The sequence below is a fragment of the Pedobacter sp. KLB.chiD genome, from assembly GCF_047040275.1.
Lineage (GTDB): Bacteria > Bacteroidota > Bacteroidia > Sphingobacteriales > Sphingobacteriaceae > Pedobacter.
The window spans coordinates 2,114,723-2,137,929 of the sequence record NZ_CP178207.1 but is presented as its reverse complement, the minus strand read 5'-3'; the positions used below and the strand labels follow the sequence as shown (position 1 = coordinate 2,137,929).

The following is a 23,207-nucleotide window of genomic DNA, read 5'->3' as shown; positions in this document are numbered from 1 at the left end:
TAAATTTAAATGCCAATTACTAAATTGAATCCGAATGATCTGGTCGATGGGAATTGGCCATATTCAAAGCCTTTATTGATATCTCCGTTTCCTAATGTTCCAAATTCAGGGTCGAACAATGGCCATTTTGTTAATACCCATAAATCACGGCCATAAATACCTATCGCAGCTCTGGTTAGTCCAATTCTACTTAAAAACTTCGGCGTAAAAGTATAGTCCAAACGCGCTTCCCTTAGCTTTAAATAATCTGTAGAATACGTAGTCCCTTCTACGTTGTCGCGACCATAATGTGCCGTGTAATAAGTTGTCGCGTCTTTACTGATCACATCATTGGGGCGGAAAGAACCGTCAGGATTACGTTGAACACCGTTTCCGATAATACCATTGTAACGTCCTGGCAAGGTATTTACCGTTTTACCTTGTTCTGCTAATACAGCAGCAGATAAAGAATAGCCTACTGCGCCATATTGCGTATCAAACATGAAATTGAGTGAGAAATGTTTGTATTTAAAAGTATTGGCAATACTGGCTTTCCATCTCGGATTGGTATTACCAATATATTGCATATCGGTGGTAATGATCGGGTTGCCATTACCATCATAAACAATTTGCCCATCTGGAGATCTCTGGTAACCCCTGCCATATAAATCGCCCATACTTCCTCCGGGAAATGCGATGATAGCGCCTCTGCTTCCTGGCCCGTTTTGGAGGATGTATTGATCTAATCCAGGTGTTAATTCTACAACGGTGTTTTTATTTGCTGCAAATGTTCCTGTAATATTCCAGCTAAAGCCGCTACGGGTTTTTACAGGTGTTCCATCCAATGCAATTTCAACACCACTGTTGGTAACCAAACCTGCATTTACAATTACACTTCTTACACCAGAGGAAGCATCAACCGTTGAGGACAGGATCTGGTTTTTGGTTTTCCCTTTGTAGGTAGTTATATCAAAACCTAATCTATTGTTAAACATTTTAACTTCCAATCCTCCCTCGTAGCTGGTGGTAAACAATGATTTTAAATCAGTATTGGGCAAAGTTGTTGGATTAGCTAAACCACCAGCATAGTTAGGCACCGGAATATAGGTATATGACGTTTTGTAAGGTGTAGTTTCCCCACTTCCTACGCCAGCAAGTGATCCCCTGATTTTTACATATGAAAACGCTTTTGGAAGCCTTAATACTTCAGATGCAATAAAACTTAAATTAACTGATGGATAAAAGAAAGAGACATTTTTTGTCGACGTTGGCGAGGCTAAAACACTATTCCAATCGTTACGACCGGTAACATCCAGATACAAGAAGTTTTTGTAGCTTGCAGTCAATAATCCGTAAAAACTATTGATATTATACTGGCTCCTAAATGGAAAAGGTACAATTACACCGGCTGCATTTGCCAGCGAGTAAACACCCGGATAAAGCAAAGAGTCTGCTCTGTTTTCATCTTTATTATAATGGTTTTTTAACATGCTTCCGCCCACAGAGGCAGAAACTTCAAAGTCTTTCCCTAATTTTTTCTGGTACCTTAACAAGAAATCGCTATTTATCTCCTGAGAATTGATGCTCTGGGTACGGTACATACCTTTCTTATATTTTTCAGTATCAAAAGGTCTTTGTTGCGTACGCTGCTCCTGAGATAAATCTAAAGATGTTCTTACTGTAAAGCTAAAATTCTTCGTAAAGTTATAGGTTGCAGAAATATTTCCGGTCAAGCCATTTCTTCTTGATCCGTTTAACATCTCGTTAGCGATCAAATATGGGTTATCCGGAAAACTGCTGAAAGGATAGCTCTGTGAAATATTTTCTTTACCGGGTAACCAATAATCTTTTAACCAATCTATCGTCGCATTTGGCTCCCAAAATAAATACCAATACATAATAGATTGATTATTGTATCCTGTAGAAGGTAAGTTATCACTCGTTTTATTATTGTAATTAACTTTAGCAGCAATTTGAAGCTTATCTGTTACCTTCTGATTAACAGATAGTGCTATTGAAGTTCTTTCGTAGCCAGTGTTAGGTATAATCCAGCTATTATTTACATTTGTTGCAGAAAATCTGGCTGTTGTTTTATCATTACCTCCAGAAAGGGTAACACTATTGGTGTAAGTCCTGCCTGTTTCGAAAAATTTTCTAGAGTCGTTTACATAAGGTATCCATGGTGTCCTTGTAGTAGCCTGTGTATGGGTTACCGGATCATACTGGAAATAAGATTGGCCATTAAATTTTGGCCCCCAGGCAGAGCTTGTACTGCGAGTACTCGGGCCATCTGCAGACGCATTGTAAGAATAATAATTATCGCCGTCAACACCTTGACCATACTCATATTGTAAATCAGGCCATCTATTAATCGTTTCCATCATGGTATTGGAATTAATCGTGACACCAATCCCCTTTTGAGTTTTCCTGCCCGATTTTGTGGTAATTACGATGGCTCCGTTTGCGCCTCTCTGTCCATATAAAGCCGCAGCTCCAGGCCCTTTTAATACAGTAACATCTTCAATATCCTCTGGATTGATGTCACCCAAACCACTTCCATAATCCACTGGTGTCTCATCAGCAAGATAGCCGGAGCCGCCATAACCGGTTGTTCTACCGCTTCCCTGGTTAATTACAACGCCATCTACTACAATTAATGCATCGTTTCCGCCACCCAGATTATTTTCACCACGTAAAATTATTTTGTTAGAGCCTCCAGGCCCGCCATTAGATCTGACTAAATTTAAGCCGGCAACCTTACCAGATAAAGCATCGGTCCAGTTGTTAGATAATGCGCTGGTTAAATCCTCTCCTTTTACCGTAGTAGTAGAGTAACCCAAAGCTTTCTCCTGTCTTTTAATACCTAAAGCAGTTACCACCACTTCATTTAGTGAGTTGTCCGCTTGTACCAGTTTAAAGTTAACATTAGTGGTTGCACCCACATTAACCTTTACCTGTTGCTTTCTGGCAATTTCGTAAGAAATAAATCTGGCCTCAACAGTATAAATGCCTTGGGCAGCATTTAGATTATATTCGCCATTGTTATTGGTTTGCCCAATGGTATTCAGTTCAACAATTTTAATGGTTGCAGCCGGAATGGGTTCATTGTTTTCATCCACAACCCTTCCGCTAATCCGACCTATATTGGTGTTTTTTGCGGTAATCAGGATATTACCTGTACCGCTGGCTTTATAGGTAAAAGGCATTCCTTTCAAAAGCAGATCCAGTATTTCAGATACTGATCTTGTTCCTCTGGAAACATAAACCTTTTTCTGATCATTGAGCTGGCTATTGTTATAAGCAATATGATTACCGCTCAGCTTTTCTAAAGTTTCAAATGCCTTTTTTAGGGTGATGCCATCCGCTTCAAATAAAAATTTTTTATCACTTTGTGCATGGGTATATAAAGAGAAAGAGAGCAGATTCAACATCGTTATGGCCATGATTACCATAATTTTTGAGGGATACTGATGGAAGATTTTAATCCACCGGATATTAATTTTCATATCTTTACTAAGTTTTACTTTGTCAAATGAGTATACAGTTTTCAGGGCTTGCAATGTGTCCATTTCGAGCCATCTTTCGGTTTAGTAATTTTATATCATAGCTATGTTTCCGGTTTATCGTTAATAAATGATTACTTTATTTCCATAGATGGTATATTTTGAACCCGATAGCTTGGCAATTACATCCATAATCTGCTTAGCCGGGCATTTATCAAATTTTGCGGTGAGCTTAACCTTTCTTAAAGCTTCGGTTTTGATTTCAATATCAAGATCATACTCACGGGCTATTACCTCGGTGATTTCGTTCAGGGGTTTATCGTAAAAAAAGATTTTATATTCCCTCCAGCTATCAAAATCAACTGCATTTACCTGCTTTTTAGAAGCCTGTCCATTGTTTTTACTAATACTGAGTTGTTGATTTGGTAAAAGGAACTGCACAGGTGCAATTTTACCTTCACTTTTAAACACTACCCCTACCTTGCCCGTTTGCACGGTGATGGCGATATTTTTTAAAGACGGGTAAGCATTAATGTTAAATGAGGTACCCAGAACAGTAGTGCTTACTTTTCCTGTGTGTACAATAAAAGGCTGTCTGCTGCGGTGCTGTACATCAAAAAAAGCTTCACCTGCTAAATAAACGATACGTTTACCGGTATTAAAATTTAATGCATACCGGATTTTACTATCGCCGTTTAAATAGATGTTGGAGCCGTCGGGCAAGGTAACCAGTCTTTTCTGTCCGCGGGGATTATAAATTTCATGGTAAGCGGCAGCTTCCGTTTTTTTCGGGCGAAAATTGTTGAAATATAATATTGGCAATAAAGTAATCACCAAAATTGCGGCAGCTATTGAAAGGTAGCTGCGATAGTTGATTTTTTTTATCACCGGAGATGGTTCCGTGTTATTTTCGATATGTTGTTGAATGGCCGACCAGCTTTTTTGCTGATTTACAGGCTTGTTCAGGGAATGATCTGCTACTTCAAATACATTTAAGGTTTCGATGAAAATCTGCTGATTCTTCCGGCTACTTTCTACCCAGGTCAATAAATCAGTTAAATCTTCTGTGCCAATGGTTTTCTTGCTGTAATGCGCTATTAATCGGTAGTAATGTTCGTCCATTTAGTTATGCGGTTCTGCATGTAAGACAGATTAACTGACAGCGATACGTAGCGAAAAAGATCAAATTATTGTTAATAAATTGTTAATGGCAGGGATTTACGTGGTTGCCTGGATGATACGCGATATACATGCAAATAATTACGCTTCCAAAAAACTAATTATGCTGATATTTAAATAATTGATCCCCTCAGGGCCACATCACTTCAGCATTAAATACGGTAGGCAAAGAAGAGCAGATTAAATAGCAGAACGGTCGGTAGTAAGGGATCTGAAGTTTTTTACCGCCTGATATAGCAGGGTTTCTACCGTTCTGATCGTTATGCCCAGTAAATCGGCAATCATGTTTTTCTCCAGCATATCTATGCGGCTCATTAAAAGCACCTCCCGCTGCCGATCTGGTAACAGTTTAATCAAATCCATAATTTCGGAATAAGATTCCCTGCTGGTAAGCTGTTCGTGTGGATTTAAATAAGTATCCGGAAAATCTAGCGTATCTTCACGATCGTTAATACTTAAAATATTGAATTTTACACGTTGAACTTCATTAAAGGCTAAATTTTTAGCCGCGGTAAACAGGTACTTTTTGATCGATCTGATCCGCAGTTCATTTCTTTTGTCCCAGAGCTTCATAAAAAGATCAGCAATAAGCTCTTCAGCCCTATTGTAATCTTTAATATAGATAGAGGTAAATTTGCATAAAGCAGGATAATACCTGTTGAAAAGCGTTTCTAATGCAAGGCTGTCCTGATTGATCATCAGAGACATTAACTCTTCATCACTTTTGCTTAAATATACATCCTTCATCTTGCCAGCAAAAGTAGCCTGACAAGGTTACGATAATATTAAGCCAACTTTTATTTTAGGTTACCTATGTATTAATTGTGTTGGATTGGTAGCTGAAAAAGTGTTTTTTGTACAAGCTGTTCAAAGAAAAATTACGCTCTAGAATGATCAATCCTACAACTGGTAATATTAAAAATTCGATGATATCAAAACGGTAGAAAAGATAACCAAATACCAATATCAATCTGAAACATTCCAGGTAATAAATCCACTTGCGCTGCTCCAATAACGCACCGATGTTAATCAGTGTAACCAAAATAAAAACTGCTATGGCTATTTTATGTATTGATGTTAATGATTCGTAAAACATGGTAGTACCTGTAAGCATGGCAACTACCCCAGTTAACTGAATATTTAAATAAGTTTTAAATTTAGGTTTGGATTGATATTGTTTTCTTTGCTGGAAATAACGCTCTTCTAAAACAGGCCTGATATTTTGATCCATCAAGGCTGGGCTGCCGAAGATAGCATTCCATTTTGCCCTGAATCCATTTGCACGCCTGTAGGCTTCGCCTATTTCCAGATAATAATGAAAATGCTGCCAAAGAAAACTGTAACTTTTGATCGGGTGGGTTAAGCCATATTTTGGAGCTTCTTCTTCCTTTTGGAAGGTACCGAAGAGTTTATCCCAAAAAACAAAAACGTCGCCATAGTTTTTGTCCAGGTATTTCTCATCCGATGCATGGTGAACGCCATGTAAAGAAGGTGTGATCAATATATTTTCCAACCAGCCCAATTTACCGGCTAATTGCGTGTGCGTAAAAAATGAATAAGCTCCGTGAGCCAAAAGTATAGTGATGATCATATTAGGATGAAAACCCAATAAGGGTAATATACACCAAAATACATTGCGAAAAATGGCCTGAATGGTGGTAATCCGTGCTGCGGCAGATAAATTAAATTCTTCACTTTGGTGGTGAACTATGTGCGCAGCCCATAAAAAATTAATCTCATGCCCTAACCGGTGATACCAGTACCAAACAAAATCGGTGGCAAGCAATAGCAAAATCCATACATACCATTTGGTAGAAATGTCGAAAATGGCATAGTTGGTATAAACCCGGTTGTACACCTGATAAAAACTTGCCGCGATGAATAAATTTAATAACCTTTCAGCAATGCCTACGCTAAAATTTGCAACGGTACTCTCATATTTAAAAATTTTAGCCTTCTTTTGGTATTGGGCTATTTTAAATTCAATAAATACAAAAATAAAGAATGCTGGAATAGCAAATGCAAGGTAGTTTACCGTCATAACCGTTTATATCTTTTTAAATTAACGGAACAAACTTAATTATATTCTACTAAATATATAGATTTTATAGTGTATATTATTTTATCTAAAAAAATCAATCTTCATTTAATATTTGCCATTTTAATTTATTTGTAGAACTTCGAAATTATGATTAAAGCGTTTATGGCTACAGAGAAAAAAGTTGGAAACAACAATATATTATCGGTTGATATTGGTGGTACAAGTATAAAAACAGTTCTTTTGGATGAAAGCGGCAACATGCTTAATGAATATGTTAAAAGCAAAACTCCGCCTGAAGCTACACCTAAAGATATTGTTAACGGAATAGTAGATCTGGTTAAACCTTTCCCGCAAACGTTCAACCGCATTTCGATTGGTTTTCCAGGTTATGTTAAAAACGGCATCGTTAAAACCGCACCTAATCTGGCGAAAAATAAATGGGAGGATGTTGATCTGGCGCAACGTGTTGCCAATGTACTGGGGCATCCCGTACGTTTGGTAAACGATGCCGATCAACAAGGCTTAGGTGTAGTTGATGGCAAAGGTTTTGAAATTGTTTTTACAGTAGGAACAGGATTTGGAACGGCACTGTTATTTGATGGCGAATTATTGCCGCATTTAGAACTGGCGCATTTTCCGATTAATAAAGAAGAAGATTATGACGATTATATCGGGAATAAGGCTTTTGAAAAAATCGGTGCTGAACGCTGGAATAAACGTTTAAAAAAGATTATCGAAGTTTATAAAACGGTTTTCAATTATGATGCTTTATACATTGGTGGTGGTAATTCTAAACACATCGATTTTAAACTGGAAGGCAATATTAAAATTGTAACGAACAGAGATGGCATTAAAGGTGGGGCAAAACTCTGGAAACTTGCCGATAAATACAATATTTTTACTGTATCGCCAAAAAAATAGCACAACGCTGAATTCATTGTTTATTACAATCTTTTAACAACAAAATCTGCAATATTAATTTGTAAACCCTATTTTTGGGTGCATTCAAAAAAATAAAAAATGGCAAATAACGATTCGAAAAAATATAAATTGGGCATGATCGGCTTAGGCACGATGGGCCGAAACCTTTTATTAAACATGGCTGATAAAGGCTTCTCGGTTACCGGTTACGATAAAGACACCAAAATGATTGCTAAGTTGGAAGAGGAAGGCAAAGCACATCAGCTGGAAGGCTTTAATGATATAGAAAGCTTTATTTCAAGCTTGCAAACTCCGCGTACGCTGATTTTATTAGTGCCTGCCGGTCCAATTGTAGATAGCGTTATTGCCGAATTGAAACCACTTTTAAGTAAAGGTGATATTATCATCGATAGTGGAAACTCCCACTTTACCGATACCAACCGCCGTGTGGATGAGCTGGAGAAAGATGGCTTACATTTTTTCGGAATGGGTATTTCCGGTGGTGAAGAAGGCGCACGTTTTGGTCCGAGTATGATGCCAGGTGGCGATAAACAAGCTTATAATGTAGTTAAAGATGTTTTTGATGCGGTAGCTGCGAAAGTTGGAACCGATCCTTGTGTAACTTACATTGGTCCGGGTGCTTCCGGCCACTTTGTTAAAATGGTACACAATGGTATCGAATACGCCATTATGGAACTTATTGCCGAAGTATATGGTATCCTTAAAAACGGCATGGGGTATTCAAATGAGGAAATTTATAAAGTTTTTAAAAAATGGAACGAAGGCAGACTGCAATCATTCCTGTTAGAAATTACTGCAGAAATCTTCCTGTTTAAAGATACCGATACACAAAACGATCTTTTAGATCAGATTAAAGATGAAGCACGTTCAAAAGGTACCGGAAAGTGGACTTCGGAGGTTTCAATGGAGCTTCAGTTACCTGTACCAACGATTAACGAAGCGGTTTCTAACCGTGATTTATCTAAATTTAAAGCCCTTAGGGTGTCTTTAGAAGAAGCATTCGGTAAAAAAGATGCTAAAATTGAGATTACAGTTGAGGAGCTGGAAGATGCATTTTATTTCTCGATGATCAGTGCTTATGCCCAGGGGATGCATTTACTGGTTCAGGCATCAAAAGAATATCAATACGATTTACAGTTGCAGGAAATTGCCAAAATCTGGCGTGGCGGCTGTATCATCAGGGCTAAATTCCTGGAAGATATTTATCAGGCTTATGATAAAAATAATGCTCTTGAGCATTTATTTGGTGATGCAGGTATTCAAAACATTATTAAAGCTACTTTATCCGGTACCCGTAAAACAATCAGTGCCAGTATAAATGCCGGTTTAGGTATACCTGCTTTTGCTTCAACGCTAACTTATTTCGATACGATTACAACAGGCCGTATGCCTTCAAACTTAATCCAGGCGCAAAGAGATTTCTTTGGCGCCCATACCTTTGAGCGTATTGATAAAGAAGGCGTGTTCCATGCCGATTGGAACAAATTATCATAACTAATCAGACTTAAGAACAGAAATCATAAAATGAAAACCAAAACCGCATTAAACCCGACCATTTTTGTCATATTTGGTGGAACAGGCGATTTAAATAAAAGGAAATTAGCACCGGCCCTGTATAACCTGTTTATGGAGGGCTACATGCCCGATCAGTTTGCCATTATTGGTACAGGAAGAACTGAATTTACCGATGATAGTTATAAAACGGCTTTGGAAGAAGCTGTGAACGAATTTTCCCGAACCGGAAAAGTTAAAAAGGATAAGTGGGACGATTTTGCCAATACCATCCATTACTGCCCTACCGACTTTGCACAGCCTAAAACTTTCGAAAATTTGAAAGCTGCGGTAGAAAAATATCAAAAAGAGTTTGGCACAGGCACACAGGTCATTTTCTACCTGGCAGTTGCGCCTAACTTCTTCCCTATTATTGCGGAGTGCTTGCAGAAATATAAATTGACACAGGATGAAGACAACAGCCGTATCGTTATCGAAAAACCTTTTGGCCACGATTTAGAATCGGCAAAAGAGTTAAATACATTGCTTAGCACTATTTTTACTGAAAAGCAGATCTACCGGATTGATCATTACCTGGGTAAAGAAACCGTGCAGAATATGATGGCTTTCCGTTTTGCCAATGCCTTGTTTGAGCCGTTATGGAACCGCTCGTATATCGATCACGTCCAGATTTCGGTAACCGAACAATTGGGTGTAGGCGATCGTGGCGGTTATTATGAAGGTTCTGGCGCTTTGAGAGATATGATCCAAAATCACCTTTTGCAATTGCTTTGTTTAGTTGGAATGGAAGCACCAATCAATTTTGATGCCGATGAAATCAGGAACCGCAAAGTGGAGGTGTTAAGAGCAATGCGTCCTTTCTCTGCTGAAGATATCCGGTTTCACACGGTGCGTGGACAATACAGCAAAGGTTGGGTAGAAGGTAAGGAAGTTCCAGGTTACCGTCAGGAAAAAGGTGTTGATCCTCACTCCAATACCGAAACTTTTGCAGCAGTTAAATTCCATATCGATAACTGGAGATGGCAAGGTATTCCTTTCTATTTAAGAACAGGAAAACGCTTAAACCAAACTTCATCCTTAATTACCATTCAGTTTAGAGATGTTCCACATCAAATTTTTTCATCTGGGGTAACTGAAAACTGGCAACAGAACCGGTTGGTTATCAGTATTCAGCCGGAAATGAGTATCCGCATGCAGGTACAGGCCAAAAGACCTGGATTAGACATGGTATTAAACCCTGTGGATATGGTATTCGATTATAAAGGAACCTACGAGGGCGATACACCAGAAGCTTACGAAACCTTATTATTGGATGCCATGATGGGCGATCAAACGCTATTTATGCGTGGCGATCAGGTAGAGGCTGCCTGGGAATTGGTGATGCCGATTTTAAATACCTGGGAAAGTAAAAAATCAATCAACTTCCCTAATTATCCTGCTGATAGCTGGGGACCAGAAGAAGCTGAGGCACTTATTGCAAGAGATGGTTTCCACTGGTTTAATCTGCCATTGAAAAATAAAGAATAATTACCCACTGGGCGTCACCCTGAATTTAGTTCAGGGTCTTTTCCAGTTAGATGCTGGATAAATCCGATAGCTATCGGACCAGTATGCCAATTTTATTACTGACAAAATGAATCTACTTATATACAAAACATTAGAAGAATTAAACCAGGACCTGGCAGATTATGTAATCAAAATTGCAGAAATGTCTATCGAAGAAAACGATCGCTTTAATTTTGTACTTACGGGTGGTAGTTCTCCTAAAGCACTTTATCATTTTTTGGCTACCGAAGGGAAGCATAGAATTAACTGGGAAAAAGTATATTTCTTTTTTGGCGATGAGCGCAACGTTCCGGCCAACGATGATAACTACAACGGACTAATGGCCAAAAATACCATTCTGGATCCCCTGGGCATTAAAGAAGATCATATTTTTTATGTGAATACCACTTTGGCACCAGAGAAAGCAGCTATTGAATATAAAAAAGCAATAGACAAGCATTTTGATGGCGAAGATATCGTGTTCGATTTAATCCTGCTAGGCATGGGTGATGACGCACATACTGCTTCAATTTTTCCACATACTACCCTGGTTAAAGATGAAGAAGTAAACGTAGCGGCCGTATACGTAGAAAAACTGGATACTTATCGAATTAGCTTTACGGCACCGTTGATCAATAAAGCTGATAACGTTGCCTTTCTGGTGTTTGGCGAGAATAAAGCAGAAGCCCTGAAACACGTAATTGGCGATACGGAAAAAAATCCTGATCTGTACCCTGCTCAGTTAATTGATCCGATTGACGGTAAATTAACCTGGTTTGTTGATGATAAAGCAGTTTCACTTTTGGATGCTTAGATAAATGTGCTGTCGGATGTTACCATCCGACGTGTAAAACAATACTTATCTGCGGTGTCAAATGTTAAAATCTGACACCACAGATTATTTGAAAGTTATCCTCAACTATCAATCGTCATTTCGACCAGAGTGCAACGGAACGGAGAAATCTCACTGGTAGAATCTCCCAGTACATCGAATTATGGTCTTGCAAACAGCAGGAGTAATTTGAGGATTGCTTTAATCCAGCTTCTCCTCTATCAACAACTTAATAATTCCGTCAGCCATACCCACTTTAGGTACATAAATCTGTTTTATGCCTGTCCACTTCATCAAGGTTAAATAAATCTCGCAGGCCGGGATAATCACATCTGCACGATCGGGGTTTAAACCCAGTGTATGAATTCTTTCTTTCAATGAATAACTGGTTAATTTGTTATACATCGAATTCAGTTTCTGTAATGATAGGGGCGCATTTTCTTTCTCATCCGACATGCGGAACAATTTATTGATATTGCCGCCGGTACCAATGCCGGCTAAATGCTTATAGGCTTTGGTATGTTCTTTCACCCAATCTTTCATCTCCTCCCAGGTTTCTTCCTTATCCTGGTTATCAAGCATTCTGATGGTACCGATATTGAAAGATCTTGATGCTTCAGGTGCTCCTTTTACGAAAACAGATAATTCTGTACTCCCTCCCCCCACATCAATATACAGGTACGTTTTATTCTCGTCTAATGCTTCTTCGATATGATTGGCATAAATGATATTGGCTTCGCGCTGTCCCTCAATAATTTCTAAAGTAAGGTCTGTTTCTTGTTTAATCAGCTTTACGATATCCTCACCGTTACGCGCTTCGCGCATGGCAGAGGTTGCACAGGCTAAATATTCAGAAACATGATAAACGTCCATTAAATTCTTAAAGGCAGCCATGGTTTTGACCAGATCTGCTGATTTTTTCTCTGAAATATATTGATCCAGAAATGCATCATCTCCCAATCGGAGTGGCACACGTATCAGGGTGTTCTTTTTATATTTATATTTTCCGTCTTGTTTACTAATATCGGCGATGAGTAACCTCACTGCATTCGAACCGATATCGATAGCTGCGTATCTCAACATTATGATTGATGCTTGGTTTTTAAATAGTTATAAATATCTACCTGCGCCCTTATCTTTCTGCTTAATCTGTTTTTATGATATTTGTTATTGTTTAAGGCATTAATTTGCCTCGATTTGGTATTGTCTTGTAGTTGCAGGTCGATAATGTCCTGTATCTCCTGTTTCAGATCGTTGTCGAGCACAGGAAAACCGACTTCAACGCGATGTTCGAAATTTCTGCTCATCAAATCTGCAGACGATAAATACATGTCATTCTTGCCGTTATTGCCAAAAATATAGACCCTGGCATGCTCCAAAAACTTATCGATGATACTAACAGCCGTAATATTTTCGCTAAAGCCCTTAACCCCAGGTACCAAACAGCAGATTCCGCGTACAATGAGCTGAATTTTTACCCCGGCATTGCTTGCATCGTAAAGTTTGGAAATAATGCCTTCATCAGCCAAACTGTTTACTTTTAACATAATGTAAGCCAGTTTACCCTGCTTGGCATTTCTGATTTCACGGTTGATAAAATTAACCAGTTTAGAACGGCTCTCCAGTGGAGAAACGATCAGGTGTTTGAAGCCTCTGGTTACGGTACGCTTGTTCAATGCATCAAAAAGTTTAACCAGGTCATTGGTAATTTCCTTCCTGGCCGTGAAAATGCTATGATCGCAGTACAAGCCTGCGGTTTTTTCATTAAAATTTCCTGTTGCCAGGTTCGCATAGTATTTTGGTTTATCTTTTTCTATCCGTTTTACCAGGCAAATTTTAGAGTGTACCTTATAATCCGTTAAACCATAGTTTACTTTAACACCTTCTTCCATTAAGCGGCTTGTCCAATAAATATTGGCCTGTTCATCAAAACGAGCTTTAAGTTCTAACAGAACAGAAACGTTTTTACCATTTTTGGCGGCGTTGATTAAGGCATTAATTACCTTCGAGTTTTCGGCTAGCCGATACAAGGTGATCTGTATTTCAGTTACTTTTGGGTCGATGGCAGCCTCACGCAAAAACAAAATGATGTAATCATAAGATTGATAAGGTAAATTGACTAAATAATCGCGCTGCGCAACTTTACTGAACATGCTTTGTGTTCTATGCAGCCCATGAACTTTCAGCGGTATATTCGGAGCATATTCCAATTCCTTTTTGCCCACATTTGGAAAGGCAATAAAATCGCCAAACTTGTGGTAACGATTACCTGGTATTAAGCTTTCAGCTTCCAGCTTAAGTTTATTAACCAATACAGTAAGCATATTCAGCGGCATTGCCGAATCATAAAGCAGACGCATGGGTTTTCCCTTTTTGCGCTTCTCTAAGCTGTTTTTTAAATCATCAATAAACTTATCGCTAATGTTTTTATCAATATCCAACTCAGCATCCCTGGTTAACTGGATCGAATAAGCCTCTAAACTATCGTAAGTAAAAACATAAAATATATCATCTAAACAATACCTGATAATGTCCTCAGCAAGGATTATAAACTTCAGATCGTTTGTTTCAGGCAGTACCAGAAACCGGGGTAAATTAGGTGGAATTTCAATAAGTGCATATTTCTCCTTAACTTTTGTTTCTTTTTTCGAAAGTTTAACAAAAAAGTAAAGAAACCGGTCTTTCAATTCCGGAAAGGGTTTGTCCATATCCAGCATGATAGGAACCAGGTTGGATAAAATTTTATCCCTGAAATGATTTTTAACAAATTCTCCCCTGCTTACATTCAGCTGGGTATCATTTAAAATAAAAATCCTGTTTTGAGCAAGTTCATTAATCAAGGTAGCCTGAAAAAGCTGGTCGAATTTTTTTTCCTGTTTTACAACAATGTTTTTAATCTCATTCAGAATTTTCTTCGGATTAAAACCCAAAAGTGCTTTCGCTTTATCATTCAGATTGGTTAAACGGCTTATGGTGGCCACCCTTACGCGGTAAAACTCCTCTAAATTGGAAGAAAATATCGACAGAAATTTAATCCTTTCAATTAATGGCACTGTTTCATCGGCTGCTTCCTGCAGTACACGTTCATTAAAGTAAAGCCAACTGATTTCGCGGTTAAAAAATGGAATCTTCTTATTGCTCATTTAAAAAATAAAAAATCCCTGCCAAACAGGGATGTTCAAAACTGCATATTAATTTGTTAAATCGATGTTAATTCATTTACATGTTAACGTTAACAAATTTATTTTTTAGTTGTTGTTTTTACAATCTTCTTAGCTGCAGGAGCAGCTTTCGCAGTGGTTTTTTTTACAATTTCTGCCGCTTTTTCTGGTGCTTCATTTACTGTCTTTTTTGTTGTTCCCGTGGCCTTTTTCACTGATTCTTTTGTTTTCGCTACCGGTTTGGCCAATACCTTTTCTGCCTTCTCTTCCGTTTCTATCGCCGTAACTTTAATACTTTGCACCACTGGTTTTGCTTTCTCAACCGCTTTTTTTACTACTTTTTCAGCAGATTTTTCAGATTTATTAATGGCCTTGGCAATAGGTTTTTTGACTTCGTTTGCTTTTTCTTTGGAAGCATGTAACAAACCATCAATTTTTTGTCCCACATCTGCTTTAACAATGGTAAATTTTTTTGTCAGTTTTTTAGCAACCCGCTTACTGGCTTTGCCCACCTCCGTACTAATTTCCGATACATCATGCCCTAAACTTTTAATTACGTCTAAAAATTGAGCGGTAATCGACTGCTCAAGTTGTTTTTTAGCTTCCTTTTTTATGATTTTTTTTTGAGACTTTGGTTTAGTGGTTTTCATATTATTTTCGTTTTTTTGTGAGAATGGATTAATTTCTCTTAAATCTACTTATTTTTTTACTTTAAAGCTAAAACCATGCCTTCTTTTGATATTGTAAGTAAAGTTGATGCGCAGACATTAGATAATGCCGTTAACAATGCTAAAAAAGAAATCCTTAACCGATTCGACTTTAACGGATCAAAAAGCACGATAGATCTGGATAAAAAAAACAATGTAATTACCATTGTTACTGAAGACGATATGCGTTTGAAAGCTATTGAAGGGTCTATCATTTCCCGGATGATGAAGCAGAATTTGGATCCGAAAAGTCTAAATTTTGGCGATGAGCATCAGGCTTCTGGCAACATGATCAGAAAAGAAATCAGTATTAAGGAAGGATTGGATAAGGAAGCAGCAAAGAAAGTGGTCGCAAAAATCAAAGCTAGCGGTTTGAAAGTCCAGCCCGCTATCATGGATGATCAGGTTCGGGTTACAGCAAAGAAAATTGACGATTTGCAGGCCGTGATCAGCCTTTGCAGAAACGAAGATTTTGATCAGCCTCTACAATTTATCAATATGCGTAATTAGGTTAATCGGCTAACCACTTAAATCGGTTAATTGTGAATAACAACCTAACAATTAACCGATTAAATAATTTAACAATTGCCAGAATCAATTATGGAAATCAGCGAGAACGGTTTTATATTTTCTGATCAAAAGGAGCTTTTGGATCATGAGGCTATACATCATTATTTGAGTGTTGAATCTTATTGGGCCAAAGATATCCCCTTAGCTACCGTAAAAAGATCCATAGAAAATTCGCTTTGCTTTGGTATTTATAAAGATCAGGAACAGGTAGGCTTTGCGCGTTGGATAACCGATAAGGCAACATTTGCCTGGCTTTGTGATGTGTATGTTAAAGAAAATCACCGTGGCTTGGGCTTATCCAAAAAATTGATGTCATTTATGATTTTCCATCCGGACTTGCAAGGGTTGAGGCGGTACCAATTGGCTACTTTAGATGCCCATGGCCTCTATGAGCAATTTGGCTTTTCGCCAATTCAAAATCCCGAAAACCAAATGGGCATCGTAATTCAAAATGCCTATGAACAGGGAGCTGAATAAGATATAAAAAACCTTTTTTCATGTCTATTGTTTTTCATACACATCAAAACATAGAAAAAACATGAAAAAGATATTTTTATGGTCTACTGCTTTTGCCCTGGCGTTTTCCTTTCAGGCCTGCCAAACTGCAGACAAAAAATCGGCAACCACTAAAGACAGCGTGTCTGGCGATACCACAATGGTAAACGGGAATCACGTTGTTGGATCTGAGAGTACCGAATCAGGAGTTGATGAAGCGGGTGCTACCTTTTTAAGAAAAGCAGCTGTAGGCGGTATTATGGAAGTTGAGGCGGCCAGGATTGCAGCAAAGAATGCAAAAAGCGCAGAAGTGAAAGATTTTGCTGCCAAAATGCTGGCTGACCATACCAAAGCCAATGCGGAATTAAAAGCCTTGGCCGTAAACAAAAAAGTGATTACTCCTGATGCCCTGCCAGCTGACGAACAGATTCATTTAGATGGAATGAAAAAAATGACCGGTTCAGCATTTGATAAACATTATATGGATATGATGGTTACCGATCATGAAAAAACAGTGGCATTATTTAAACAAGGTACAGAAAACCGCGATCAAAGCATTAAAGAATGGGCTGTGAATACTTTAAAGGTGATAGAATCGCATAATGAGATGGCAAAAAAGATCTTGGCGAATCTAAAATAGATTAAATATCCTCAAATAAAATCGGTCATCATTTCGGGCGCAGTATAACGAAGTTGGGAATTCTGTAGAAGAGGATTTCTCCGCTCCGTGTTGCTTCGGTCGAGGTGATGACTTTTTTATTGGTGAACATCTAAACTATGGTAATTTAAATATGCCTGAAAGAATTAATTTTAATACAATTTCTTTCAATAAGAAATTAAAATTAACTTTCGTCGTTTAATACAAAAATACATAAATGAATAAGACTAGAATATTTAGAGCGCTGTTCGGTATTGCAATCGCTGGTGCAGTGCCAACTTTATCTCATGCACAAAAAGCCAATTGGCAAAACCTTGATCTAAAAAGTGACAGCACATTCGGGATCAGTACCGAAAAAGCATATAAAGAGCTTTTAAAAGGTAAAAAATCTGTAAAAGTTATTGTAGCTGTAAATGATGGTGGTGTAGAAGCTACACACGAAGACTTAAAACGGGTGATGTGGATAAATGCCAAAGAAAAACCTGGCAATGGTAAGGACGATGATAAAAATGGTTACATTGATGATATTAACGGCTGGAATTTTATTGGAGGACCGAAGGGATCTGTAAACTTTGAAACTTTAGAATTAACCCGTCTGGTTCGTCGCGATCAGGTACGTTTTGCGAATACCACGGATGCGAATGTTGCAGAAAAGGATAAAAAGGACTTTGAAGCATTTAAAGCAGAAAGAGCTGAGTTAGAACAAAAACTGGCAGAAGCAAAAGAAAATCTAGCCGGTATTACAGGTTTTAAAACAGCCTTAGATGCGGTAGTGAAAAAAATCGGTAAAGAAAATCCAACGGCAGAAGACTTTAGGAATTTTAAGCCATCATCAGCGGTTGAAGGCAGAATTCAGAATGTGATGAGTCAGCAACTGGAAAAAGGCAGTTTCAAGGATTTTTACGAAGACCAGATTAAAGAAGGCCTGGATTATTATACCCGCCAGGCCGAATACAATTTAAATATTGATTATGATCCACGTTCAATAGTTGGCGATGACCCAAACAATGATAAAGAACGGTTTTATGGCAATAATGATGTTGCAGGTCCGGATGCGCTGCACGGTACACATGTAGCCGGTATTATTGCAGCTGACAGAACCAACAAACTCGGCATTTTAGGGGTAGCTGATAATGTGGCCATTATGGGGGTTCGTTGTACGCCAAATGGTGATGAAAGAGATAAGGATGTAGCCAATGCGGTACGTTATGCAGTTGATAATGGTGCGAAAGTAATTAATATGAGTTTTGGCAAAGCATATAGCTGGGATAAAGCCGTTGTTAACGAAGCAATGAAATATGCGGCATCTAAAGATGTATTGATTGTTCAGGCAGCAGGTAACGAAAACAAAAACATTGATGTTGAAAATAATTTCCCTAATCACAAAGATTTAGATGAAAAAACGATTGCATCGTGGATTACTGTTGGTGCTTCTGGACCTAAAGATGATGAAACCTTAAAAGCCAGTTTCTCTAATTATGGTAAAACTCAGGTAGATGTTTTTGCGCCAGGTGTACAGATTTATTCTACCGTGCCAGGTTCTAAATACAAAAATCTGGATGGAACCAGTATGGCGTCTCCGGTAGTGGCAGGTTTAGCTGGCTTAATCCGTTCTTATTATCCAAAACTAACAGCAGCACAGGTTAAAGAGATTATTGTTAAGTCGGTTACCAAAGTAAATCACAATGTAGAATACGCTAAAGGCGAAGGACCAGATGCGGAAAAAGTTTCCGTTCCTTTTTCTGATCTTTGCATCAGTGGCGGAATTGTAAATGCTTATGATGCATTAAAATTGGCAGCTACTTATTCAGGCAAGTCGGTTGCGAAATAATTCTGTTGTTCTGAACGAGTTTAATTATATCAAATAAAAAAATGCGTCCTGATTGTAAAATTAGGACGCATTTTTTTTGTAGATTAAAACAAAGGTTTTACCTTGATCCGTCATGCTGAATTCATTTCGGCATCTTTTAACAGAAAGACCGTGAAATAAATCCGATGGTTATCGGATCAGGGTGACGACTGCTTGAGCGAATGATTACGCCAATATTTTATCCGGCGTAATCGGCAATGTCCTGATTCTTTTGCCGGTTGCATTAAAAACAGCGTTTGCTACAGCAGCAGAAAAACCGATCAAAGCAATTTCTCCCATACCTTTTGCACCCATCGGATTGATGTAAGGATCTGGTTTATTGATGAAATGAACGTCGATTTCCGGTACATCAGCATTTACGGGAACGTGGTAATCGGCAAAATTGTTATTGATGTATCTTCCATAACGGTGATCGATTATTGATTCTTCTGTCAAAGCCATTCCTATCCCGCCAACTGCGCCGCCCACCATCTGGCTTCGGGCTGTTTTCGGACTTACAATAGTACCTGAATCTCCCACAGAAACAATTTTACTCATTTTTACAACTCCTGTTAGGCTATTTACCTTTACCTGTACAAAGTGAATGGAAAACGAATACATCGAATACTGATCTCTTTCCTTTCCTCCCTGGCTCTCTCTCGTGATTTCTATTTGCGGAAGATTATTCTTTTTCAACACTTCAACAAAATTAGAGGTAGCATCCATATTTGAATTTGCTGCAAGTTCGGCAATGGTAGATTTTAGGGCTACACAAACATCATTCACAGCTGAGCCTACCGTAGACAGGGTTGCCGAACCGCCCTGACTTGGCGCCGGTGGTAAAGAAGAATCGCCCAATTCGAACGTAATTTTATCTACGGGAATATTCATCAGTTTATTGGCAATTAAAGTCATGCCTGTACCGGTGCCAGGGCCGATATCGCTGGTTGCACTTTGTAAAAGCAGCGATCCATCAACTTTAAGGATACCTTTTACACTGGCTTTACCCCTATTGGCGTTGAATACACCAACACTCACCCCGTAACCAGTTTGCCAAGCTCCTTCTACCAAACTGCCCGGTTTATTTTTTCGGTTTTTCCAACCTATTTTCTCCGCCCCGATTTTATAAGCTTCTTTAATATTTTTACTCGAAAAAGGTTTGTTTTTCTGCTGATCAGTTTCAGGATCATTTTTAATTCTAAACTCCAGTGGATCCATATCCAGGGCATGCGCCATCTCGTCAATCGCGCTTTCGAGCGCAAAAGCCCCGGTGGCTTCTCCTGGTCCACGCATCCATATCGGTACCCCTAAATCAACCGGTACTATGGCATAAGAAGTATTTACATGATCACATTGATACATAAATTTTGCCATATTCACCACGCCTTCTGTGAAATTCTCGTAAGTAGATGTTTCGCCGTAAGCCCTGTGTGTAATTCCTGTTAATTTACCATCTTTATTTGCCCCCAGGCCAATGGTTTGTATTGCTGCCGGACGATTACCCACCATGGTAAACATCTGCATTCTGGTAATCACCAATTTTACGGGTTTGCCAATATGTTTGGAGGCCATTACGGTTGCAATTTCTAATGGCCAGGTGCGCAGGGCCATTCCAAAGCCACCACCCACAAACTCCGAATTCACCTGGATATTTTCCATTGGGATTTTAAAAACATTAGCAATCGTACCCTGCGTAGCTTTTACTCCCTGCGTTTTGGCATAAACAGTAAGCTGGTTATTGGGGCGCCAATCAGCAATAATCCCATGTAATTCCATAGGATTATGTGTTTCAATGGGTAAAAAATACCTTTCTTCGAGTTTTACCTCTGCATTTTTATAGGCATTTTCTTCACCACGTTTATAGTCAGCCTGTCCCTGAAACTTTTTGGCCTTCGGATCTTTCAGCGCTTTTTCAAAGTCGGTATTAAACGCCTCTCTGGCATAGGTAGCTTTAACCAATGAGGCGGCATGAGTTGCTCTTTCAAAAGTGTTTGCCACCACGATAGCGATTGGTTGTCCGTTGTAAAAAATCTTATCGGTATAAAAAATTTTCATCTGTGGTCCACCTTCCTGTTCGTATGCAGCAGCTGATGGCTTATTCAGGTGTGAAATTACTGCAATCACACCCGGAGCTTTTTCGGCAGCTTTAGTATCAAGGGAGGTAATTTTTCCTTTTGTAATGGTACTGGTTACCAAAACCCCATAGGTTAAACCAGGCAATTCATATTCTGCAAAATACCTGGCTTTACCGGTAACTTTCAGGAATCCGTCTACACGATTGTTATCGTCTTTTAACATGTTCTTTTTCATAACTAGGCTTTTGCTTTTGCAAGGTTTAATGCCTCGATAATTGTATTGGGTGCTAACTTTAGCTTGAAGTCGTTTCCTCCAAAACTTTTTGCATCTTTCATAGCCAATTGTGCAGCCTGATTAAAATTGGCTAAGCTGGCTTCTTTTCCTTTTAAGAAAAGCTCAGATGCGGTTAAACGCCAGGGTTTGTGTGCTACACCGCCCATAGCTAGCCTAACATCGGTGATTTTATTATCGACAATTTCAAATGCTGCCGCTACCGATACCAGTGCAAAAGCATACGATGCCCTGTCTCTAACTTTAAGATAATGATAATTTTTTGCCAGGTTATTTACAGGAACTTCTAAACCGATGATCATCTCATCGGTCTTTAAGTTGTTGTCTAACTGAGGTGTATCGCCGGCTAGGCGATGGAAATCTTTAAATGGTATTTTATGTTCGCCTTTTGCATTAGCTACTATCACATCAGCATCTAAAGCCACCAAAGCTACACACATATCGCTGGGGTGAACCGCTATGCATTTTTCTGAAGTTCCGAAAATAGCATGCATACGGTTAAAACCTTCCATGGCTCCACATCCTGTTCCAGGCTGGCGCTTATTACACGGCATTTCGGTGTCGTAAAAATACCCGCAGCGGGTACGCTGCATCATGTTCCCTCCAACAGTAGCCACATTTCTTAGCTGTGCTGAAGCGCCTGCCTGTAATGCCCATGAAAGTAGGGGTAGTTTCTCTGCGATCAGGGGATGATCAGCAACAGCTGTATTGGAAGCCAGCGCACCAATATGGATTTTATTCCCAACCTGCCTGATCTGCTTTAGCGGGACATGGTTAATATCAATCAGCTTTTCTGGTGCAGTAACGCCTCTCTTCATCAGATCGATTAAATTGGTGCCGCCTGCAAGGAATTTTGCATTTTTATCTTTAACCAGTAAAGCAATTGCCGATTTTGCTGTGGTTGTCCGGAGGTATTGAAAATTGATCATACCGTTTGCCCTCCTTCCTTTACTTCAATAATGGCATCCACTATATTTGGGTAAGCCCCACACCTACAGATATTTCCGCTCATGTATTCGCTTATTTCCGTTCTGGAATTGGCATGACCTTCACGCACACAGGCTACTGCCGACATGATCTGACCAGGCGTACAATATCCGCATTGAAAACCATCATGTTTGATAAAAGCAGCCTGCATAGGATGCAAAGTATCGCCATTGGCCAGGCCTTCAATGGTGGTGATTTTCTTTCCTTCGTTCATTACGGCCAAACTCAGGCAAGAATTTACCCTTTGTCCATCTACATGAACTGTACAGGCACCGCACTGGCCATGATCGCATCCCTTTTTGGTTCCTGTTAAGTGCAGTTCTTCACGTAAATAATCTAAAAGTGTCACCCTTGGCTCTACTGTTGTCTGGTAAGCTTTATTATTTACGGTAAGCTTTAAAGGCATTTTCTCAAAAAGCTCCGCAAAATGTTCATCAGCATTATTTTCTGCTGCTTTAATTGCGACACCTGGTGTTAATGCAATCGCAGTAATTAGAGAACTTTTTTTGAGGAAATCGCGCCTGCTATCGCCCTGATTTGGTTTCTGATCGGAAGATTTCATAGTTGGATATTTATAAATGGTTGCGTTACCAGAATCTATATTATGATAAACTCTTTGATAAAAATTAACCGGTTTTTTCCGGTATTTCCATCTTTAAATTTAAAATAAAAACTAAAGCTAAATTCCTTAATACTGGTTGGTAAAAGAAAAGTTACGCCTCGGAGTTGATATCAACATACATAAAACCAACTATGTCACAAATTGTTCGAACTTTTGTACTGTAATATTGCCTTTTCTATTGCGCTCAATTAAATTGGGATAACTTTGATTTGAGGACAACAAACAATTCAATTTAGATTGGGCATGATCATCGCATTT

The 23,207-nt window shown here is 38.9% G+C and carries 18 protein-coding genes; 8 read left to right on the top strand and 10 right to left on the bottom strand.

The features are described from left to right. Positions 1-5: 5 nt before the first annotated feature. The 4 genes from ACK1I8_RS08645 to ACK1I8_RS08630 all read right to left on the bottom strand — a co-directional run bounded on the left by ACK1I8_RS08645 (position 6) and on the right by ACK1I8_RS08630 (position 6,702). On the bottom strand, positions 6-3,485 hold the full coding sequence (locus ACK1I8_RS08645) for a SusC/RagA family TonB-linked outer membrane protein (protein ID WP_412468930.1): 3,480 nt from the start codon (positions 3,483-3,485) through the stop codon (positions 6-8). Between the two features lie 120 nt (positions 3,486-3,605). Further along, a complete protein-coding gene (locus ACK1I8_RS08640; RefSeq protein WP_412468929.1) occupies positions 3,606-4,604 on the bottom strand; it encodes a FecR family protein in 999 nt (332 codons plus the stop codon). A 237-nt stretch (positions 4,605-4,841) separates the two neighbouring features. Then, positions 4,842-5,408 carry an RNA polymerase sigma factor gene (locus ACK1I8_RS08635; RefSeq protein WP_412468928.1) on the bottom strand — a complete coding sequence of 189 codons (567 nt, stop codon included), beginning with the start codon at positions 5,406-5,408 and terminating at the stop codon, positions 4,842-4,844. 64 nt (positions 5,409-5,472) lie between these two features. After that, positions 5,473-6,702 carry a sterol desaturase family protein gene (locus ACK1I8_RS08630; protein WP_412468927.1) on the bottom strand — a complete coding sequence of 410 codons (1,230 nt, stop codon included), beginning with the start codon at positions 6,700-6,702 and terminating at the stop codon, positions 5,473-5,475. Positions 6,703-6,849: 147 nt separating this feature from the next. Between ACK1I8_RS08630 and ACK1I8_RS08625 the strand changes: the two genes are divergently transcribed. The 4 genes from ACK1I8_RS08625 to pgl all read left to right on the top strand — a co-directional run bounded on the left by ACK1I8_RS08625 (position 6,850) and on the right by pgl (position 11,515). Further along, a complete protein-coding gene (locus tag ACK1I8_RS08625; protein ID WP_412468926.1) occupies positions 6,850-7,623 on the top strand; it encodes an ROK family protein in 774 nt (257 codons plus the stop codon). A gap of 99 nt (positions 7,624-7,722) precedes the next feature. Further along, complete coding sequence (gene gndA / locus ACK1I8_RS08620; RefSeq protein WP_412468925.1) at positions 7,723-9,138, top strand: NADP-dependent phosphogluconate dehydrogenase; 1,416 nt, start codon at positions 7,723-7,725, stop codon at positions 9,136-9,138. A 30-nt stretch (positions 9,139-9,168) separates the two neighbouring features. After that, positions 9,169-10,683, top strand: coding sequence for a glucose-6-phosphate dehydrogenase (zwf, locus tag ACK1I8_RS08615; protein WP_412468924.1), 1,515 nt, complete (start codon positions 9,169-9,171; stop codon positions 10,681-10,683). Between the two features lie 106 nt (positions 10,684-10,789). Beyond that, the gene (pgl, locus tag ACK1I8_RS08610) at positions 10,790-11,515 is read left to right on the top strand and encodes a 6-phosphogluconolactonase (RefSeq protein WP_412468923.1); all 726 of its coding nucleotides are present in this window, start codon (positions 10,790-10,792) and stop codon (positions 11,513-11,515) included. A 219-nt stretch (positions 11,516-11,734) separates the two neighbouring features. Here pgl and ACK1I8_RS08605 read toward each other — a convergent pair whose 3' ends face one another. The 3 genes from ACK1I8_RS08605 to ACK1I8_RS08595 all read right to left on the bottom strand — a co-directional run bounded on the left by ACK1I8_RS08605 (position 11,735) and on the right by ACK1I8_RS08595 (position 15,344). Beyond that, positions 11,735-12,616: an exopolyphosphatase gene (locus ACK1I8_RS08605; RefSeq protein WP_412468922.1), complete on the bottom strand. Its 882-nt coding sequence runs from the start codon at positions 12,614-12,616 to the stop codon at positions 11,735-11,737. Continuing rightward, positions 12,616-14,676, bottom strand: coding sequence for a polyphosphate kinase 1 (gene ppk1 / locus ACK1I8_RS08600; protein ID WP_412468921.1), 2,061 nt, complete (start codon positions 14,674-14,676; stop codon positions 12,616-12,618). The genes ACK1I8_RS08605 and ppk1 overlap by 1 nt, the downstream gene beginning before the upstream one ends. Positions 14,677-14,774: 98 nt before the next feature. Next, positions 14,775-15,344, bottom strand: a complete 570-nt coding sequence (locus tag ACK1I8_RS08595) for a hypothetical protein (protein WP_412468920.1) — start codon at positions 15,342-15,344, stop codon at positions 14,775-14,777. A 75-nt stretch (positions 15,345-15,419) separates the two neighbouring features. Here ACK1I8_RS08595 and ACK1I8_RS08590 point away from each other — a divergent pair, with 75 nt between their 5' ends. The 4 genes from ACK1I8_RS08590 to ACK1I8_RS08575 all read left to right on the top strand — a co-directional run bounded on the left by ACK1I8_RS08590 (position 15,420) and on the right by ACK1I8_RS08575 (position 18,955). Further along, positions 15,420-15,911 (top strand): YajQ family cyclic di-GMP-binding protein, encoded by a 492-nt coding sequence (locus tag ACK1I8_RS08590; protein ID WP_293786416.1) that lies wholly within the window; start codon positions 15,420-15,422, stop codon positions 15,909-15,911. A 90-nt stretch (positions 15,912-16,001) separates the two neighbouring features. Further along, positions 16,002-16,448 (top strand): GNAT family N-acetyltransferase, encoded by a 447-nt coding sequence (locus tag ACK1I8_RS08585; protein WP_412468919.1) that lies wholly within the window; start codon positions 16,002-16,004, stop codon positions 16,446-16,448. A 61-nt stretch (positions 16,449-16,509) separates the two neighbouring features. Then, the gene (locus ACK1I8_RS08580; protein WP_412468918.1) at positions 16,510-17,106 is read left to right on the top strand and encodes a DUF4142 domain-containing protein; all 597 of its coding nucleotides are present in this window, start codon (positions 16,510-16,512) and stop codon (positions 17,104-17,106) included. 235 nt (positions 17,107-17,341) lie between these two features. Then, entirely contained in the window at positions 17,342-18,955 is a 1,614-nt protein-coding gene (locus tag ACK1I8_RS08575; RefSeq protein WP_412468917.1) for a S8 family peptidase, read from the top strand. 204 nt (positions 18,956-19,159) lie between these two features. On the opposite strand, the gene ACK1I8_RS08570 is transcribed toward ACK1I8_RS08575, so the two are convergent. Genes ACK1I8_RS08570 through ACK1I8_RS08560 form a run of 3 tightly spaced genes read right to left on the bottom strand, consistent with a single transcriptional unit; the run spans position 19,160 to position 22,889 of the window. Then, positions 19,160-21,283 carry a xanthine dehydrogenase family protein molybdopterin-binding subunit gene (locus tag ACK1I8_RS08570; RefSeq protein WP_412468916.1) on the bottom strand — a complete coding sequence of 708 codons (2,124 nt, stop codon included), beginning with the start codon at positions 21,281-21,283 and terminating at the stop codon, positions 19,160-19,162. Between the two features lie 2 nt (positions 21,284-21,285). Continuing rightward, a complete protein-coding gene (locus tag ACK1I8_RS08565) occupies positions 21,286-22,269 on the bottom strand; it encodes an FAD binding domain-containing protein (RefSeq protein ID WP_412468915.1) in 984 nt (327 codons plus the stop codon). Next, positions 22,266-22,889 (bottom strand): (2Fe-2S)-binding protein, encoded by a 624-nt coding sequence (locus tag ACK1I8_RS08560; RefSeq protein ID WP_412468914.1) that lies wholly within the window; start codon positions 22,887-22,889, stop codon positions 22,266-22,268. The genes ACK1I8_RS08565 and ACK1I8_RS08560 overlap by 4 nt, the downstream gene beginning before the upstream one ends. Positions 22,890-23,207: the final 318 nt, after the last annotated feature.

Bases quoted from the DNA above. Each gene is read 5' to 3' on its own strand.
- ACK1I8_RS08575 (WP_412468917.1), top strand. From the start codon at position 17,342: ATGAATAAGACTAGAATATTTAGAGCGCTGTTCGGTATTGCAATCGCT.
- zwf (WP_412468924.1), top strand. From the start codon at position 9,169: ATGAAAACCAAAACCGCATTAAACCCGACCATTTTTGTCATATTTGGT.
- ACK1I8_RS08635 (WP_412468928.1), bottom strand. From the start codon at position 5,408: ATGAAGGATGTATATTTAAGCAAAAGTGATGAAGAGTTAATGTCTCTG.
- ACK1I8_RS08590 (WP_293786416.1), top strand. From the start codon at position 15,420: ATGCCTTCTTTTGATATTGTAAGTAAAGTTGATGCGCAGACATTAGAT.
- gndA (WP_412468925.1), top strand. From the start codon at position 7,723: ATGGCAAATAACGATTCGAAAAAATATAAATTGGGCATGATCGGCTTA.
- pgl (WP_412468923.1), top strand. From the start codon at position 10,790: ATGAATCTACTTATATACAAAACATTAGAAGAATTAAACCAGGACCTG.
- ACK1I8_RS08640 (WP_412468929.1), bottom strand. From the start codon at position 4,604: ATGGACGAACATTACTACCGATTAATAGCGCATTACAGCAAGAAAACC.
- ACK1I8_RS08625 (WP_412468926.1), top strand. From the start codon at position 6,850: ATGATTAAAGCGTTTATGGCTACAGAGAAAAAAGTTGGAAACAACAAT.
- ACK1I8_RS08645 (WP_412468930.1), bottom strand. From the start codon at position 3,485: ATGAAAATTAATATCCGGTGGATTAAAATCTTCCATCAGTATCCCTCA.
- ACK1I8_RS08605 (WP_412468922.1), bottom strand. From the start codon at position 12,616: ATGTTGAGATACGCAGCTATCGATATCGGTTCGAATGCAGTGAGGTTA.
- ACK1I8_RS08560 (WP_412468914.1), bottom strand. From the start codon at position 22,889: ATGAAATCTTCCGATCAGAAACCAAATCAGGGCGATAGCAGGCGCGAT.
- ACK1I8_RS08565 (WP_412468915.1), bottom strand. From the start codon at position 22,269: ATGATCAATTTTCAATACCTCCGGACAACCACAGCAAAATCGGCAATT.
- ACK1I8_RS08595 (WP_412468920.1), bottom strand. From the start codon at position 15,344: ATGAAAACCACTAAACCAAAGTCTCAAAAAAAAATCATAAAAAAGGAA.
- ACK1I8_RS08570 (WP_412468916.1), bottom strand. From the start codon at position 21,283: ATGAAAAAGAACATGTTAAAAGACGATAACAATCGTGTAGACGGATTC.
- ACK1I8_RS08630 (WP_412468927.1), bottom strand. From the start codon at position 6,702: ATGACGGTAAACTACCTTGCATTTGCTATTCCAGCATTCTTTATTTTT.
- ppk1 (WP_412468921.1), bottom strand. From the start codon at position 14,676: ATGAGCAATAAGAAGATTCCATTTTTTAACCGCGAAATCAGTTGGCTT.
- ACK1I8_RS08585 (WP_412468919.1), top strand. From the start codon at position 16,002: ATGGAAATCAGCGAGAACGGTTTTATATTTTCTGATCAAAAGGAGCTT.
- ACK1I8_RS08580 (WP_412468918.1), top strand. From the start codon at position 16,510: ATGAAAAAGATATTTTTATGGTCTACTGCTTTTGCCCTGGCGTTTTCC.